The sequence below is a fragment of the Streptomyces sp. B6B3 genome (genome assembly GCF_039871525.1).
In the GTDB taxonomy this organism is placed as follows: Bacteria; Actinomycetota; Actinomycetes; order Streptomycetales; family Streptomycetaceae; genus Streptomyces.
This window is the reverse complement of the sequence record NZ_JBDPLU010000025.1, coordinates 1-15,771: the sequence shown is the minus strand read 5'-3', so window position 1 is coordinate 15,771 and position 15,771 is coordinate 1. Positions and strand designations below refer to the sequence as shown.

The window sequence follows — 15,771 nt, the reverse complement described above, 5'->3', positions numbered from 1 at the left end:
TGCAATCACGCCTGGAGAGGAGCGGACAAGTCTCCCTACGCGGAAACTTTAGGAAATGTGCCGCGCCGTCGCGCGCATGACGAACCCCACACGGCGATCGCCGTGTGGGGTTCCGGTGGTGGCGGTGTCTCAGGCGTCCCGGGGACGTGGTGTGGTGCCCGGCGCGTCGAACGGGACGGCGGTCGACTCCCGGGGCACCAGGTCGCACGCGACGGCGGTGACGCCGGGGGTGGGCGAACCGTGGTGGATCGCCTCGATCATCCTGGTCGCCGCCACCGTGCCGACCTCGGTGAGGTTGGGGTCGATGCTCGACAGCTGCGGGCGGCTGGCCTCGGCCATCACGGTCCAGTTGTCGTAGCCGATGACGCCGATCTCTCGGGGGACGGGGACCCCCAGCGCCTGGAGGGTGTCGGTGGCGCCCCGGGCGATCATGTCGTTCCCGCAGATCAGCCCGTCGACCGGGACGCCGTTGTGCACCAGCTGCAGCGTGGCCTGGCGGCCCCACTGCTCGCTCCAGGGTCCGTACAGCGGTTCGGCGGCCAGGTCCAGGCCGTGCTCGGACAGCGCCTCGCGGGTGGCGGCGGTCTTGATCCCGGAAGCCTCCTCGCGCCGCGGTCCCAGGACGCAGGCGATGCGCCGGCGGCCGGTCGCGACGAGGTGCCGCGCGGCCAGCTCGGCCCCACCGCGGTCGTCGGGCACGACGGAGGCGTCGCCGGGATCGGTGGAGGCGGTCATCAGGTAGACCACCGGCACGCCGGTCACGCCGCGCAGCGGCGGGCGGGTGAGGCTCTCGCCGCCGCTGCCGGCGACGAGGATGCCGTCCACCCGGCGGCGCAGCAGCGACTCCACGAAGTGCTGCTCGCGGATGGGGTCGCCGCGGCCGTCGCACATCAGGGACGCGATGTCGTGTTCGGCGAGCTTCTCCATCGCGCCCAGCAACAGCGGCGACGTGCGCCGCCTGCTGAAGGGCTCCTGGGTCACCAGGCCGACGGTGAGGTTCCGCACCGGGTCCGGCGGGGCCAGCGCGCGGCCGGACCTGAGGTCGAGCTCCCGGGCCGCCTCCAGGATGCGTTCCCGGGTGTCGGGGTGGACCGCGCCCCGGCCCGACAGCGCCTTGGACACGGTGCCAGGGGAAACCCCCGCCAGCTCGGCCACATCGCGCGCGGTGACCCGCTTCCGGTTCGCCATGCGAGCGACTGTACCAGCCGTTTCCTAAAGTTTCCGCCCGGGCGGCGCCGGACCGGTTGCTGACCGTGCTTCTGGTGGCCGGAGGGAGAAACATCTGGAATCGGTATCCGTACCCGACCACCTCGTGGTGTCGGGTTCCGATGTTCGGTCCCTGGGCTCCGGGCCGGCCGTTCTCAGCGCCGCCGCCTGCCCGCCCCGGTGAGATCGGGGGCGGGCAGGCTGCGGCGTCGTAGGAAGTGAATTGCCCGGCAAGGGCACCTGTGGCAGCGTCGGGGTGCACCGTTGTCGCACCACCGGAGTCGTCGATGCTCTTCCGAGGCGGTCACCTGGTCCCGCGGTCCCTGACGGCCGCACCGTTCTCGAACGCTTCGGAGTCTCCGCATGCCCACGCAGATCACGGCGCTCGCCGTCAGCAAGTCCTTCGACACCAGGCTCGTCCTCGACTCGGTCACGTGCTCGATCGCCGCCGGTGAACGCACCGGGATCGTCGGCGAGAACGGATCGGGCAAGACCACCCTGCTGCGCCTGTTCGCCGGGCGGGAACGGCCCGACCAGGGCGAGGTCGTGGTCCTCACCGACGGCGGCCTCGGCTATCTGGCCCAGGACGAGCGACTGCCGCCGCGGGCGACCGTGCGGGAGGTCATCGACCGGGCGCTGAACGAACTGCGGACGATGGAGCGCCGGATGCGCCGCCTGGAGGCGGCCATGGCGGGCGGCGACGAGTCGGGCATGGCCGAGTACGGCGAGTTGCTGACGCTCTTCGAACTGCGCGGCGGCTACCAGGCCGACGCCCGCGTGGAACGCGCCCTGCACGGCCTCGGCCTGGGTCGGCTGGGCCGGGACCGCACCGTGCACAGCCTGTCCGGCGGCGAGCAGGTCCGGCTCAGCCTGGCCGCCGTGCTGGCGGCCGGCCCGGAGGTGCTGCTGCTGGACGAGCCGACCAACCATCTCGACGGGGCCGCGCTGGGCTGGCTGGAGGACCATCTGCGCACCCGGCGGGGCACCACGGTGGTCGTCTCGCACGACCGGGTCTTCCTCGAACGCGTCACGACCAGCCTGCTGGAGGTGGACGCCGACCGGCACGGCGTCGTCCGGTACGGCAACGGCTACGCGGGCTACCTCGCCGAGAAGGCGGCGGCCCGGCAGCGGTGGGCGCAGGCGTACGACCACTGGCAGGCCGAGACCGAGCGGCTGCGCGAGGCCGCCGCGACCACCGCCCGCCGGGTGGCCCCGGGACGGGGCATGCGGGACGGCAACAAGATGGCCTACGACCGGGCGGGGGGACGCGTGCAGCAGTCGGTCGCCAGCCGGGTGCGGCAGGCCGAGGAACGCCTGCGCCGACTCCTCGCGAACCCGGTCCCGCCGCCGCCCGAGCCGCTGCGCTTCACCCCCGCGCTGCGGGCCGCCGGACTGCGCGGCGTGGTGCTCGACGCCGCGGACGTCTGCGTGCCGGGTCGGCTCGGCCGCACCAACCTGACGGTCAGGTCGGGGGAGCGGCTGCTGATCACCGGGCCGAACGGGGCGGGGAAGAGCACCCTGCTCCGCCTGCTGGTCGGCGACCTGGCCCCGGGCGGCGGCAGCGTCGCCCGGCAGGGCCGGCTCGGCTACCTTCCGCAGGAACCGCGCCCCGGCCGGCCGGGCGACACGCTGCTGGCCGCGTTCGCCCGGGGCCTTCCCGGACCGCCCGAGGAGCACGCCGAGCGGCTGCTGTCCCTCGGCCTGTTCCACGTCGACCAGCTGACGGCGCGGGTGGGCGGCCTGTCCACCGGGCAGCGGCAGCGTCTCGCCCTGGCCCGGCTGGTCGACGAACCGGCGGACGTCCTGCTGCTCGACGAGCCCACCAACCACCTGTCCCCGGCCCTGGTCGAGGAGTTGGAGACCGCCCTCGCCGCCTACGACGGCACCCTCGTCGTGGTCAGCCACGACCGCCGGCTGCGCCAGCGCTGGGTGGGCGACCATCTCGCCCTGCCGGCCACCCCGACGTCAGCCCCGACACCAGCCCCGACACCAGCACCGACGCGGGCCCGGTCGTCCGCCCCGGCACCCTGATCCGGGGTCAGCCGCCGGGGTAGCCGTCCGGCTCCGGTGGGGCCAGGCGGCGGGAGGCCAGGGACGGGTCGGCGTCCGCCGCCCGGGCGAGGTCGTCGCAGCGGGAGAAGCGGACGTCACCGCGCGCCCGGGCGAACTCGATCAGCCGGCGCAGGGCGAGGGCCCGGGACGGACGGCCGCTCAGGAAGGGGTGGTTGGTGAGGTTGAACAGGCACCGGTAGTGCCGCATCGCGTCCAACTCGTCCTGCCACATCTCCAGAACCTTGCGCGGCGACTCGATCACCGCGCCCACCCGCGGTTCGGGCAGGAACGCGTACTGTTCCCAGTCGTCCAGGGACCAGTGCACGGGCAGCTCGACGAGCCGACCGGCGGGCGTCTCGACGTGGTAGGGACGGTCGTCGCCCATCAGGGAGGAGTCGTAGCGGAGTCCGTGTTCGGCGACGAGGGTCGGGGTGAGCCAGCTGGCCTGCCAGTTCGCGGCGCGGTGGCCGAGGATCGGCACGTTCTGCGCGTCGAAGACCGCCAGGGCGCGTTCGAAGTCCGCGCGCTCCTCCTCGGGCGTCATCGTCGTCGGCGGACGGTGGCCGTAGGAGTGGTGGGCCACCTCGTGGCCCCGGTCGACGATGCTCCTGGCCAGTCCCGGCCGCCGTTCCGCCACCCAGCCGGGCACGAAGAACGTCGCGGGAACGCCGGTGTCGTCCAGCAGGTCGAGGATCCTGGGGACGCCGACGTCCGGGCCGTACGCCTGGTGGGACATGGTGCTGGCGTGCCCGGCGAACCGGCGACCGTGCGCCAGCACGGGCGCCTCGGCGTCCACGTCGAAGGTCAGGGTCACCACGGCGGCCGCACCACCGTGCCAGGTCCCGCTCATCCGGGTGCTCCTCGCCTCGTTCCTCGGGCTGGTTCCTCGGGCTGGTTCCTCGGGCTGGTTCGTCGGGCTGGTGCGTCCTGGTCGTGCGCCGGTGGGGACCGGGCCCGGTCCCCACCGGCGGGCGGGCCGCGTCGCCAGCGCGACGCGTCGGCTACTGACGCGCGCCGGCCTCCCGCCGGGCGCGGGCGTTGTCCAGCGTCGCCATGGGCTCGAGCATCGCATGGTCGAACCTGTCGAGCGGCCGGCCCTCGGCCAGCCTGCGCGGGAGGTCCGGATTGGCCAGCGCGCCACGCCCGAGGGAGAGCAGGTCGGCATGGCCGCCCGCCAGCAGTTCGGCGGCCTGGTCGACGTCGTGCATGCCGCCGTTGGCGATCACGGGCAGACCCGTGGTCTTCCTGGCCAGCGCGGTGATCGTGTCGGCGCCGTCGAGCCGGGCCGTTTCGATCCAGTCGCGTCCCTCGCTGGCCACGTGCAGACACGTGCTGCCCGCCTCGGCCAGGGCGCTGAAGATCACCCGGGCGTCGGCCGTCCCGCCCGCCCAGCGGTGTTCGAAGTCGTTGACCTTGGTCTGCGAGAGCCGGACCCCGACCCAGAAACCGTCGTCCGCCACCGCCTCCCGGATGCGGCGGACCACCTCGGCCGTGAGCCGCACGCGGCCCTCGACCGAGCCTCCGTACGCGTCGGCGCGCTGGTTGGTGTAGTCCGTCAGGAACTGGTCCAGCAGGTAGCCGTTCGCCGCGTGCACCTCGACGCCGTCGAACCCGGCGCGCCGCGCGTTGACCGCCGCGGTGACGAAACCGCGCACGGCCTCGTCGATCTCCGCCGACGTCATGGCCTTCGGCGTGGGCCACGGGCCCGAGCCGCCGTACTCCGGCATCATCCGTCCGCGCGGCGGCACGGCCGACGGCCCGGCCGTGTCGGTCCGGTACCTGTTGCCCTGGGACAGAGCGCCCGCGTGCATCAACTGCAGGACGGCCCGGGCGCCGTGCTCGTGGACGGCGGCGGCGACCGCGGACCAGCCCTCGACGTGGGCGTCGGTGACGATGCCGGGTTGGTTGAGGTAGCCCTGGCTGTACCGCTGGTCGGTGTAGGTCCCCTCGGTGATCACCAGGCCGAACCCACCCCGGGCGAACGCCGCGTAGTAGTCGACCATCTGAGGCGTCGGCGTGCCGTCCGGCGTCGCCGAGACCCGGGTCATCGGGGCCACGGCGAGTCGGTTGCCGAGCGTCCTGCCGTGCAGCGGCACGGGGTCCAGGGCCGGATGGGCGGTGGTGCGGGCGGGTGCGTCGGGCATCATCGGTTCCGCTCTGTACGGGTCGGGTCTGTACGGGTCGGGTCTGTACGGGGCGTGGTGTCGGAGGGCTCGGCGGGCGCGTCGAGCACCAGCACGGTCAGGGGGGTCAGGACGGGGCCGTTGATGCCCACCAGGTCCTGCGGGCAGGCGGACACCGCGACCACGCAGTCCATCTCCGCCCGGAAGGTGACGCTGTCGCCGGGCCGGGAGGGCGAGGTCCGCCAGACCAGGGCACCCGCGTCGTCGACGCGGATGTCCATGAAGACGTTGATGGGCTGCGGCACGACGGGGAGCGAGAGGCCGAGGGAGCCCAGCGCCTTCTCCAGGTTCTCGGCGCACGAGGCGTGGCCGGGAGGCGCGCCGAGCGCCGCGTAGCGCGGCGGATCGCAGGCGGCGACGAGCATGTCGTGCCGGCCCGGGGAGGAGTCGTCGACCAACGTCAGGACGGGCCGCCGCCGGTTGGTGACGAACCGCTCGCCGACCGCCGGGAAGAGCCGGCTGACGTGCGCCCGGGTGTGCGCGGCACTGTGGTACTCGGTCGGGTCGTCGCTGGAGACCGCGAACACGTCGCCCACCTGCTGTCCCTCGACGTCGACGACCCGCACCCGCTGGCCCGCGGTGACGACGACGGCGCGCCCCTCGCGGGCGGGTACCTCGATCCGGTCGAGGACGGACCCTGCTGATGTCATGCGTCCACGACACCAGCCGCAGGGCCGCGAGCGCCAGGGGCGATCATCCACCGTTGCGCCGGTCGTGGTGTGGGGAGCTACACCGTGCTGTCGGGCGGCAGTGGACGAGTCGTTCTGTTCTCGCGCCCCGGGTGGTGGAATGACCACCATGCTGACGCTCCGCGCGCTCGTCGAGGACAGGGCGCTCACGCTGTCCGTGCTCGTCCCCGGTCCCGCCGGCGCCCTGGACGCCGAGATCGCGTGGCCGCACACCACCGAGCTCCCCGACCCGTCCCCCTATCTGGGCCGCAGGGAGCTGGTCCTGACCAACGGGCTGTGGCACGGCCCGCCCGGGGCCGCGGCGGACTTCGTCGCCCATGTCCGCGCGGCCGGCGGCGCGGGGATCGTCTTCGGGCTGCGGGAGTCCGTGCCTGCGACGCCGCGCGATCTCGTCGAGGAGTGCCGGCGGGCGGAGCTGCCGTTGCTCGAACTGTCCGTGGCGGTGCCGTTCACCGCGCTGTCGCAGGCCGCCGCCGGCGCCTACGCCGAGGACCGGCAGAACACCCTGGTGGCCTCGGTACGGCGCGGGAACGCCCTCGCCGACGCGATCTCCGGCGGGACCGGGGCGGACGGCGTGCTCCGGGTGCTGGGGCGGGACCACGACCTGCCGCTGGCCGTCGTGGACCGCGCGGGCCGCTCGTTGACGACCACCGGGGTCGAACTGCCCGACGCGGACCTGACCGCCGTCGCGCGCGCCCTGACCCGGCGTCCGCCGCCACTGGAGGTGGCGCTCGCCTCGAAGGGGCCGGCGGTGCTGTTTCCGGTCGGGGCCTTCGGGGAGGCGGACGCCGCCCTGCTCTGCCTGCGGCCGGCCGACGCCCTGGACGACGCGGAACGCGGAGCCCTGGAGCAGGCCGCCCACTTCCTCAGCCTGGAGGTGGCCAGACGGCAGGCGGTGCAGGCGATCGAGATGCGGTTCGCCGGGGAACTGGTCGACATGATCCTCTCCGGTGTCGGGGCGTCCGGCGAGCTGGCCGGCCGGCTGGAGGCGTTCGGCATCGACGCGGACGGGCCGCTCGCCGTGTGCGCCCTCGCCCTCGCGGAGGACGGCGCCACCGGATCGCCCGATCTCGCCGAGACGGCCAGGCAGGCGTTCGTCTCCGAGGGCGTGCCGGCCGTGCTGGCGACGGGCAGCCGGGACGTCGTCGCGATCTTCGCGTGGCGGCGCGCCGCGGCGGCCCTGCCGGAGTGGGCCGGGCGCCTGGTCGCCTCGCTGGACCGGCGCTTCGCCGGGCGGCGGACGGTGCTGGGCCTCGGCGGTCCCGTCGTGGGCGGCACCGCGCTGCGCAACCCGCTGATGGAGGCCAGGGAGGCGTGCCAGGTGCTGGGGCGGCGCCCGACCGGCCCGTCGGTCGCCCGGTTCTCCGAGCTGCCCTCCCACACCGCGCTGCTCGGCCAGCTGGACCCGCGGGACCTGCGGCGCTTCGCGGACGCGCTGCTCGCCCCGCTCCGCGAGCACGACACGGCGCGCGGCGCCCGTCTGGAGGCGACGCTGCGGGCGTTCCTGGAGCACGAGGGGCAGTTCGCGGCCGCCGCCGACGCCCTCTACATTCACGTCAACACGCTGCGGAAGCGGCTTTCGCGGATCAGCGAGCTGACCGGTCGGGACGTGCTGCGCCTCGAGGGCCGGGTCGACGTGTTCCTGGCCCTGCGAGCCGACGCCCTGGCCCGCCCGTAGCCGTGCCGCGCGCCCGCCCCGCGATCCCGCTCACGGCGGCCGCCCCGCTGGCACGGTGGCCGCCCCCGGGCGCTGCCCGGGTGGGGCGGGCGGGTCAGGCGTCGAACTCGTCGGGAAGACGCATCGCGGGGCCGCCGACCTGGAGGCCGAGTGGGGTGGCGCGGCCGTGCGGCTCCTCCCACTCCTCCTGGCGGCCGAGGGCTGTGAGGTCGAGGTACGGGTAGCCGTTGTGGAACTCCTCGATGCCGCGGCCGTACGTGGAGTACGTGTGGAAGACCTCGTCGCCCACCCGCAGGAACGCGCTGATGCCCGGCAGTTCCGAGCCGCGCATGTCCTCCGTCCACGGCTCCCCGGTCTCGGCGAGCTCCTCCTCGGTGCGGAGGTACATCAGCACCGGCGCCACCCGGTCGTCGAGGGTGGCGTGGAAGTCGTAGTTGAAGTCGCTGTCGTACGAGGAGTACCAGGGGAACGTCCAGCCCATCCGCTCGCGGAACGCGGCGAGCTTCGGATACGGGGCCCGCGACACGGCCGCCAGCGAGGTGTTGCGCGCGTGCAGCCGCCGCAGCCCGGCGATCCCGTCGGCGGCGGAGGAGCAGCTGGAGCAGCCCTGCTCCCAGTCGGGCCCGAACATGAAGTGGTGCACCACCAGCTGTGGCCGGCCCTCGAACAGGTCGAGCAGGCTCACCGTCCCCTCCGGGCCCTCGAACGCGTACGGCTTGTCGACGCGGACCATCGGCAACCGGCGGCGCTCGGCGTTGACCCGGTCCCGGGCCCGGGTGACCTCCTTCTCCTTTGCCAGCAGTTCCCTACGGGCGGCGAGCCACTCCTCCTGGGAGACCACCTCGGGCAGGTTCCCCATCGTCGTCATGTCGTTCCATCCCTCTTGGTCCATGTGTGCCGAGGTTCGAGCTAAGCAGGTGCAATCGGGATTTTCCACCACCCGGCCGGGTCGGCGGACCTCCTCTCCCGGGCCCGGGTCCACCGGTCGGCGCCGACTGTCGCCGTTGACAACTTCCTTATTTTGAAGGGGATTTGAACGCCTTCCGTTGGCTGCGGTCGCGTGTCAGACTGCCCCCGGTTCAAATTCGTACTACCGACTGAGGAGACCCTTCATGCTGCGTAGTCGCAAACGGAGAACCCTCGGCGTGGCCCTCGTGGCCCTGGCGACGATCGGCGTCGGGGCCACCACGCCCGCCGGGGCGGGCGAGCGAGGTCTGACCGAACCGAACGACGTCAAGGCGGCGTTAGACGCGACGGCGCTGGCGGCCGGCTCCGCCGCCAGCACCGACGTCGCCGCCTGGTACGTGGACGCGAGCCGCGACGCCGTCGTCGTGGAGGCCCGGGACCGGGCCGCCGCCGAGGCGTTCGTGGCGGAGGCCGGCGTGGCCCCCGCGGCGGTCGAGATCGAGGCGGCGACGGCATCGCCCCGACCGCTGGTCGGCGGCGCCGGGTACTACGGCACGACCGACATCTGCACGGCCGGCTTCGAGGCGACACACGACGGCCAGCCGGCCATGATCAGCGTCGGCCACTGCGCCCCCGCGGGCTCCCTCGTCTACGCCACGTCGCTGGTCCCGATGGGCACCGTCGAGGAGGTGGTCTACCCGGGCTCCGACATGGGCTGGATCTCCCCGGACAGCGCCGAGGCGGAGCCGACGCCCTACGTGGACGGACACGGCCTGGGTCCCGGGCCCTACGGCTGGTTCCCCGTCGCCGGCTCGGCCGAGGCGCCCGTCGGCGCGCCGGTCTGCCTGGCCTCCCAGAGGTCCGCGTTCCGCTGCGGCCTGATCGAGCAGAAGAACGTCAGCGTGACCTACGAGGAGGGCACGGTCACCGGGCTGACCCGGACGTCGGTGTGCGCCGAGGAGGGCGACTCCGGCGGCGGGTTCCTGTCCGGCAACCAGGCCCAGGGCGTGCTCTCCGGCGGCACCGGGGACTGCAGCACCGGCGGCCACACCTACTTCCAGCCGCTCAACCCGCTGCTGTCGGAGTTCGACCTGGAGCTGGCCACCACCGGCGACGCGCCTGACCTGCCGACCACCCCGAGCGGCTGCGAGGCGTACCCGGCGGTCTACCCCGAGCAGATGGTGGCCGGCAACAGCGACCTGATGCCCAACCGCTACTTCGACGACCCGAAGTCGTACTTCTTCGCCCCGGCCGGGACGCACACCGCCTGCCTCAGCGGCCCGGCGGACGCCGACTACGACCTCCAGCTCCAGTGGCGGCCGCGCACCAGCGGCTCGTGGACGACCGTCGCGAAGAGCACGGGCCCGACCACCGACGAGAGCATCAGCCACCAGGGCCAGGAGGGCTACTACCGCTACCTGGTCCAGGGCCTCAGCGGCTCCGGGGACTACCTCCTGGGCTACGACCAGCCCTGACGCTCCCGGATCGGCAGGCCGGAGCCCGGCCCGACCGGCCCCAACCGGCCCTGACCAGCCCTGACGTCACCCTGATCGAGCCCGAACGCACCAGCCCGCCCTCCGCGCGTCGGGGATTCGCGTCCTCGCCGCGCGGAGGGCGGGCACGACTTTCGTGTGTCGAAGAGTTTCATCGACGCACCGGGTGGGAAACGCCCCCGATTGGGAGCGCTCCCAAGATCCGGATAACATCCCCCCACCCGGAAGAGAGTCGCAGTGATGGTGAGTTACGCACACGTGGACGCCAGGAAACTGACGCTGCGTGCCTTGCTGGCCGGGTTGGCCGCGGCGATGCTCCTGCTGACGCCGTGGTCCACCCCGAACGCCTCCGCCCACGGCTCGGTCGTGGACCCCCTGTCCCGCAACTACGGCTGCCTGCAGCGTTGGGGCGACGACTTCCAGAACCCGGCCATGGAGCAGGAAGACCCCATGTGCTGGCAGGCTTGGCAGGACGACGTCAACGCCATGTGGAACTGGAACGGCCTGTACCGCGAGGGGACGGGCGGCGACTACGAGGCCTTCATCCCCGACAACCAGCTGTGCAGCGCCGGCCAGGTCGAGAGCGGCCGGTACAACGCGATGGACACCCCCGGGGCGTGGACGACCAGCCAGATCAACAGCACCTTCACGGTCGACCTCTACGACCAGGCCCTGCACGGCGCGGACTACCTGAAGGTCTACGTCACCAAGCAGGGCTACGACGCCGAGACCGACGCCCTGGACTGGGGTGACCTGGAGCTGCTGCAGAGCACCGACGCCTACGCGCCGTCCGAGCACTACACCACCCAGGTCAGCGCGCCGGGCCGCTCCGGGCACCACGTCGTCTACACGGTCTGGAAGGCCTCGCACGCCGACCAGATCTACTTCATCTGCAGCGACGTGACCTTCTGAGTCACCGTCCGCACCCTCGGGCCGCCACCCCTGGCGCGGCCCCGCACACCGCCCCGCCGGCCGACGCCCCCGGAACCGCGTCGGCCGGCGGGGACGTTTCCGCCACCGCTCCGCCCCCACCCCTCCCGCCGGGCCCGGCGGGCGCGCAGAGTAGGGCCCGTCATGTGTGGAGCACCCGGCACGCACCGCCCGAAAGGACCCGCCGCCATGCCCGTCCCCGCCTGGTTCACCCACGACCGCTTCGGCATGTTCGTCCACTGGGGCCTCTACTCGCTCGCGCCCGCCACGAGTGGGTGATGAACCGCGAGCGCCGGACCGTGCCGGACTACGAGCGCTACCTGCGGTACTTCGAGCCGGACCTGTTCGACCCGCGGGCCTGGGCGCGGCGCCGGGCCCGCGGAGTTCAGCGCCCCACCCGACGCCCGTTACACCCGGCGCGGCGACCGCCTCTACCTGCACCTGTTCGCCTGGCCGTTCGAGCACGTCCACCTGCCCGGGCTGGCCGGAAGGGTGGCGTACGCCCAACTGCTGCACGACGCGTCCGAGATCGCGTTCCGCGAGACCGAGCCGGCGGCCCAGGCCACCCTGACCGGCATGGGCGGCCAGCCCGCCGGGACGCTGACCCTCACCCTCCCGGTGGTGTGGCCGGACGTGGCCGTGCCCGTCGTGGAGCTCTTCCTGACGGAGGACCCGGCAGATCCGGCGCCCGGCGCGACGCCATGACCGATCAGCCGTGACCCATCAGCCGTGACCGATCGGCCGTGACCGATCGGCCGTGACCCATCGGCCGTGACCCATGAGCCGTGACCGATCAGCCGTGACCGATCAGCCGTGACCCATGAGCCGTGACCCATCGGCCGTGACCCATGAGCCGTGAGCGATGAGCCGTGACCCATGAGCCTTGACCCGTGAGCCGTGACCGATCGGCCGTGACCCATGAGCCGTGACCCATAATGCGTACCGTGTCGAACGAGTCTCCGGTCCCGCGCCGCCCGCCCCTGCTGTGGGAGCAGCACTGCTGCCTGCCGCTGGAGCGGACCGCGGACGTCGGCGAGTTGGCCCGCTATCGCCGGCCGGGGGGCAGTTTCGCCTCGGTGAACGTCGGCTACGCCCCGCACAGCGCCGACGACGTCACCGGGCTGATCGCGAGCTGGCGGGAGCGGATCGTCGCGGACGACCGGCTGCGGCTGGCCGTGACCGTCGACGACGTCGAGGCGGCCCGGCGTGCGGGTGACGTGGCCGTGGCCTTCGACCTGGAGGACTCGGGCCCGCTCGGCGGACGCCTGGACCGGGTGCGCGAGTTCTACGACCTCGGCGTGCGCACGATGCTGCCGAGCTACAACACCCGCAACGCGGCCGGCGGCGGCTGCCTGGACGAGGTCGACGAGGGGCTCACCGCCTACGGGCGGGCGCTGGTGCGGGAGATGAACGCCGTCGGCATGGTGGTGGACGGCTCCCACTGCGGCGCCAGGACCGGCCTGGACCTGTGCGAGGTCTCCGAACGGCCGGTGGTCTACAGCCACTCCTGCATGCGCGCGCTGTGGGATCACCCCCGCAACATCACCGACGAGCAGGCCAGGGAGTGCGCCGCCACGGGCGGCGTCGTCGGCATCACCGGCGTCGGGATCTTCCTCGGCCCCAACGAGGCCACCGTCGAGGCGCTGGTGCGGCACATCGACCACGCCGTGGACCTCGTCGGCCCGGAACACGTCGGCCTCTCGACCGACTTCCCGTTCGACGCCGAGGACTTCAACGCGCTCCTGGAACAGCACCCGGAGCTCTTCCCCGACTGCTACACCCGCTGGGGACCGATCGAGTTCATGCCCCCGGAGGGCCTGCTGACCGTCGAGGACGCGCTGCGCGCCCGCGGCTACCCCGACGACGCCGTCCGCGCGATCCTGGGCGGCAACTTCCGCCGCGTCGCCGCACTGGTCTGGCGGTAGCCCGCACCGCGACGCCGCCCGTCCCGCCCGTCCCGCTCTTCCACCCGTCCCGCCCGAGCCGCGCCGTCAGGGCCGGACGCAGGCACCGCACGCTATCCCCGACCGCCGCGCCGCGGCCCGGGTGGCCCCGCGCCATCGGCGAACACCCGATGGGACAACGTCCCGTGTCGTCCCGGTCCCTCACTCGTTGTGAGTATTTGCGCCTCTCCGCGAGGCGAGCGGGGAAGGAAGAGCGTGTCGGCGTCGGCCCCGGGCGCCGCGGCTCGGACAACGGCTCGGACAACGGCTCGGGACAGCGGGGCACGGGCAAGGGAAGGGAACAGTCAGCACATGAGCGTCGAGACGGCCATCTCCGCCGACCCCTACGCCAATCTCGCGGCGTCCTACGACCGGTTGGCCGAATGGGCCGTCACCGACCAGGAGGAGTCCCCGCGCGACCGCGTCGCCGACTTCCTGCAGACCTTCTGGCGGACCCAACCGCGTCCCGTGCGGGCGGTCCTGGAGATCTGCTGCGGCACCGGCCTGATGCTCGCCGAGCTGGTGCGGCGCGGGTACGTCGTCACCGGCCTCGACCGGTCCCCGGCGATGCTGGAGCAGGCCCGGCGGCGGCTGGGCGGGGACGTCACCCTGGTGCACGCCGAGCTGCCCGACGTCCCCGTGCCGGCGGGGGAGTTCGACGCCGTCATCAGCGCGGCCGGCGGGCTGAACTACCTATCGGAACCGCGGATCGACGCGACGTTCGGCGCCGTCGCCCGGGTGCTGCCCCCGGGCGGCACGTTCGTCTTCGACGTCTTCGGCCAGGGCTTCTACGACCGGTTCTTCGACCCGTCCACGCCCCGCGTCATGGCGCTGGAGCTGGGCGACGTCGCGTACATCTGGACCTTCACCGCGCCCGCCGAGCGCGGCTTCGTCGACATGGCCTACACCCAGTTCAGCCCGGCGGCGCGGGGGGACGGCGCCGCCGACGCCTTCGTCCGGACCCGCGACCTGCACCGCTACCACCCGCTGCCGCACGACACCGTCCGCCGCCTGGCCGCCGAGCACGGCTTCGCGACCGCCGAGGTGCACGACAACTACTCCGCCGACCCGTCCGGGCCGCACACGATCTACGACACCTGGACCCTCACCCGGAGCGCGGGGTGAGCTCCGCCATCGACCGGGCGGGCCTCCGCGAGGACTACGCCGCCTGCGAGGCGTACATGCGCCGCCGCGGCGCCGTCGTCTACGCCATGCCGCGGATGCTGCTGCCGCCCGCCCGGCGCCCCTACTGCGACGCGATCCAGGCGTTCACCATCCACGCGGACGCGCTCATCGACGACCCGAACGTGCCCGCCGACGTCCGCGTGGCCCGCTACGACGCGTACCGGCGCGCCGTTCTCGCGCTCCTGGCGGGCGAGGACCCCGACCCGTGGGACGGGCCACCCGGATCGCCCGAGGACGCCCTTGGCCGGCGGCTCGCCCGGGCGTTCGCGCACTTCACGCGGGTCTGGGAGGTGCCGCCGGACTCCGTCCGGCGGCTCCTGGAGACCATGGCCGGCGACGCGCACGTCACCGAGTATCCCTCCTTCGCCGATCTGGAGCGCTACATCCGCGGCTCGGGCGCCCCGTACATCCTGTGGGTCAACGCGCTGCTGGGCCGGCGCGCCCACACCAGCGAGGAGGCCAGGGAGCGGGCGGTGGCCGCCATCTTCGCCCTGCAGCTGATGGACAACCTCAGCGATCTCGAGGAGGACCTGGCGGGCGGTCGGCTCTGCCTGCCCCTGGCGGACCTGCGGGCGTTCGGGCTCGACCGCGCCGATCTGGTGCGGGCCGTCCGCGACCGCCGGATGACGGGACCGGCCAGGGACTGGGTGCGGTTCGAGGTCGACCGCGCGTGTCGGTATCTGGAGCGGGCCGGCGACTGGTGGCGGCTCGCGGATCCCGTCGCGCGCGAGCTGCCACGCCAGTTCGTGCGCCTGACCCGGTACGGCCTGCGGCTGTCCGTCGGCTCCCACCACGACCTGTTCGCCCCGGCGCGTGGCAGCAGGCTGGGGTGGGGCGCGGCCGCGGGCGGCAGCTTCGTCCTCGGCTACGCCCGCGCGTCGGCCCGGCGCCTCGTCCGGCGGCCGGTCCGCCCCGCCCGACCGTCCGCGGGGTGATCCGGCCGCCATGGAACAGCAGGACGAACGACGCACCGTCGCGGAGCACTACGAGGGCCACGCGGACGTGGCCCTGGCGTTCCGGGAGACCCGCGCCATGCACATGGGGTACTACGCCGACGCCGAGGATCCGGCCACCATCGCCGAGGCCGCCGACCGCCTCGTCCGGCTGGCCGGGCAACGGCTCGGGCTGCGGCCCGAGCACAGCCTCCTCGACGTCGGGTGCGGCATGGGGCAGCCCGCGCTGCTGCTGGCGGAGGAGACGGGGTGCTCCGTGGTGGGCGTGGACGCGACCCCCGGCATGGTCGCGACCGGGCGGCGCCAGGCCGTCGGCTCGGCCGCCGGTGACCGGGTCGCGTTCCGCCACTCGGACGCCACGGAGCTCCCGTTCGCGGCGGGTTCCTTCGACCGTGCCCTGATGCTGGAGGTCACCTCCCATCTGCCCGACACCGCCGCGGGCGGGAAACGGGCGGCGTTCGCGGAGGCGGCGCGCTGCCTGCGCCCCGGCGGGCTGCTGGCGCTGGTGGACATGGTGCGGCCCGCGGCGGCTGGGGCGGGGGCCGCACCATGT

15 protein-coding genes are annotated in these 15,771 nt (G+C 73.6%); 10 read left to right on the top strand and 5 right to left on the bottom strand.

The window, feature by feature from the left end:
* Positions 1-129: 129 nt before the first annotated feature.
* Positions 130-1,188: a LacI family DNA-binding transcriptional regulator gene (locus tag ABGB06_RS33820; RefSeq protein ID WP_347597397.1), complete on the bottom strand. Its 1,059-nt coding sequence runs from the start codon at positions 1,186-1,188 to the stop codon at positions 130-132.
* Positions 1,189-1,569: 381 nt separating this feature from the next.
* Between ABGB06_RS33820 and abc-f the strand changes: the two genes are divergently transcribed.
* Positions 1,570-3,237 carry a ribosomal protection-like ABC-F family protein gene (abc-f, locus tag ABGB06_RS33815; RefSeq protein ID WP_347597394.1) on the top strand — a complete coding sequence of 556 codons (1,668 nt, stop codon included), beginning with the start codon at positions 1,570-1,572 and terminating at the stop codon, positions 3,235-3,237.
* A 7-nt stretch (positions 3,238-3,244) separates the two neighbouring features.
* Here the strand turns inward: abc-f and ABGB06_RS33810 are convergent, their stop codons facing one another.
* The 3 genes from ABGB06_RS33810 to ABGB06_RS33800 form a co-directional block, all read right to left on the bottom strand.
* Positions 3,245-4,108 (bottom strand): polysaccharide deacetylase, encoded by an 864-nt coding sequence (locus tag ABGB06_RS33810; RefSeq protein ID WP_347597391.1) that lies wholly within the window; start codon positions 4,106-4,108, stop codon positions 3,245-3,247.
* A gap of 151 nt (positions 4,109-4,259) precedes the next feature.
* Positions 4,260-5,402 (bottom strand): NADH:flavin oxidoreductase, encoded by a 1,143-nt coding sequence (locus tag ABGB06_RS33805; RefSeq protein ID WP_347597388.1) that lies wholly within the window; start codon positions 5,400-5,402, stop codon positions 4,260-4,262.
* The gene (locus ABGB06_RS33800) at positions 5,402-6,091 is read right to left on the bottom strand and encodes an urea carboxylase-associated family protein (RefSeq protein WP_347597385.1); all 690 of its coding nucleotides are present in this window, start codon (positions 6,089-6,091) and stop codon (positions 5,402-5,404) included. Before ABGB06_RS33800 ends, ABGB06_RS33805 begins: the two co-directional genes overlap by 1 nt.
* A gap of 139 nt (positions 6,092-6,230) precedes the next feature.
* On the opposite strand from ABGB06_RS33800, the gene ABGB06_RS33795 reads away from it, so the two are divergent.
* Positions 6,231-7,808, top strand: a complete 1,578-nt coding sequence (locus ABGB06_RS33795) for a PucR family transcriptional regulator (RefSeq protein ID WP_347597382.1) — start codon at positions 6,231-6,233, stop codon at positions 7,806-7,808.
* Between the two features lie 94 nt (positions 7,809-7,902).
* Here ABGB06_RS33795 and ABGB06_RS33790 read toward each other — a convergent pair whose 3' ends face one another.
* On the bottom strand, positions 7,903-8,676 hold the full coding sequence (locus ABGB06_RS33790) for a DUF899 domain-containing protein (RefSeq protein ID WP_347597379.1): 774 nt from the start codon (positions 8,674-8,676) through the stop codon (positions 7,903-7,905).
* A gap of 244 nt (positions 8,677-8,920) precedes the next feature.
* On the opposite strand from ABGB06_RS33790, the gene ABGB06_RS33785 reads away from it, so the two are divergent.
* The 8 genes from ABGB06_RS33785 to ABGB06_RS33750 all read left to right on the top strand — a co-directional run.
* Positions 8,921-10,189, top strand: coding sequence for a S1 family peptidase (locus tag ABGB06_RS33785; protein ID WP_347597376.1), 1,269 nt, complete (start codon positions 8,921-8,923; stop codon positions 10,187-10,189).
* A gap of 258 nt (positions 10,190-10,447) precedes the next feature.
* Positions 10,448-11,119, top strand: coding sequence for a lytic polysaccharide monooxygenase auxiliary activity family 9 protein (locus ABGB06_RS33780; protein ID WP_347597373.1), 672 nt, complete (start codon positions 10,448-10,450; stop codon positions 11,117-11,119).
* 207 nt (positions 11,120-11,326) lie between these two features.
* Positions 11,327-11,416 (top strand): alpha-L-fucosidase, encoded by a 90-nt coding sequence (locus tag ABGB06_RS33775; RefSeq protein WP_347597370.1) that lies wholly within the window; start codon positions 11,327-11,329, stop codon positions 11,414-11,416.
* Positions 11,417-11,629: 213 nt separating this feature from the next.
* Positions 11,630-11,842: a hypothetical protein gene (locus ABGB06_RS33770; RefSeq protein WP_347597367.1), complete on the top strand. Its 213-nt coding sequence runs from the start codon at positions 11,630-11,632 to the stop codon at positions 11,840-11,842.
* A 230-nt stretch (positions 11,843-12,072) separates the two neighbouring features.
* Positions 12,073-13,062, top strand: a complete 990-nt coding sequence (locus tag ABGB06_RS33765; RefSeq protein ID WP_347597364.1) for a membrane dipeptidase — start codon at positions 12,073-12,075, stop codon at positions 13,060-13,062.
* A gap of 330 nt (positions 13,063-13,392) precedes the next feature.
* Positions 13,393-14,205 carry a class I SAM-dependent methyltransferase gene (locus ABGB06_RS33760; protein WP_347597361.1) on the top strand — a complete coding sequence of 271 codons (813 nt, stop codon included), beginning with the start codon at positions 13,393-13,395 and terminating at the stop codon, positions 14,203-14,205.
* Positions 14,202-15,200 (top strand): squalene/phytoene synthase family protein, encoded by a 999-nt coding sequence (locus ABGB06_RS33755; RefSeq protein ID WP_347597358.1) that lies wholly within the window; start codon positions 14,202-14,204, stop codon positions 15,198-15,200. The genes ABGB06_RS33760 and ABGB06_RS33755 overlap by 4 nt, the downstream gene beginning before the upstream one ends.
* 10 nt (positions 15,201-15,210) lie before the next feature.
* The coding region (locus ABGB06_RS33750) for a class I SAM-dependent methyltransferase (protein ID WP_347597355.1) at positions 15,211-15,771 on the top strand (561 nt) is incomplete at its 3' end.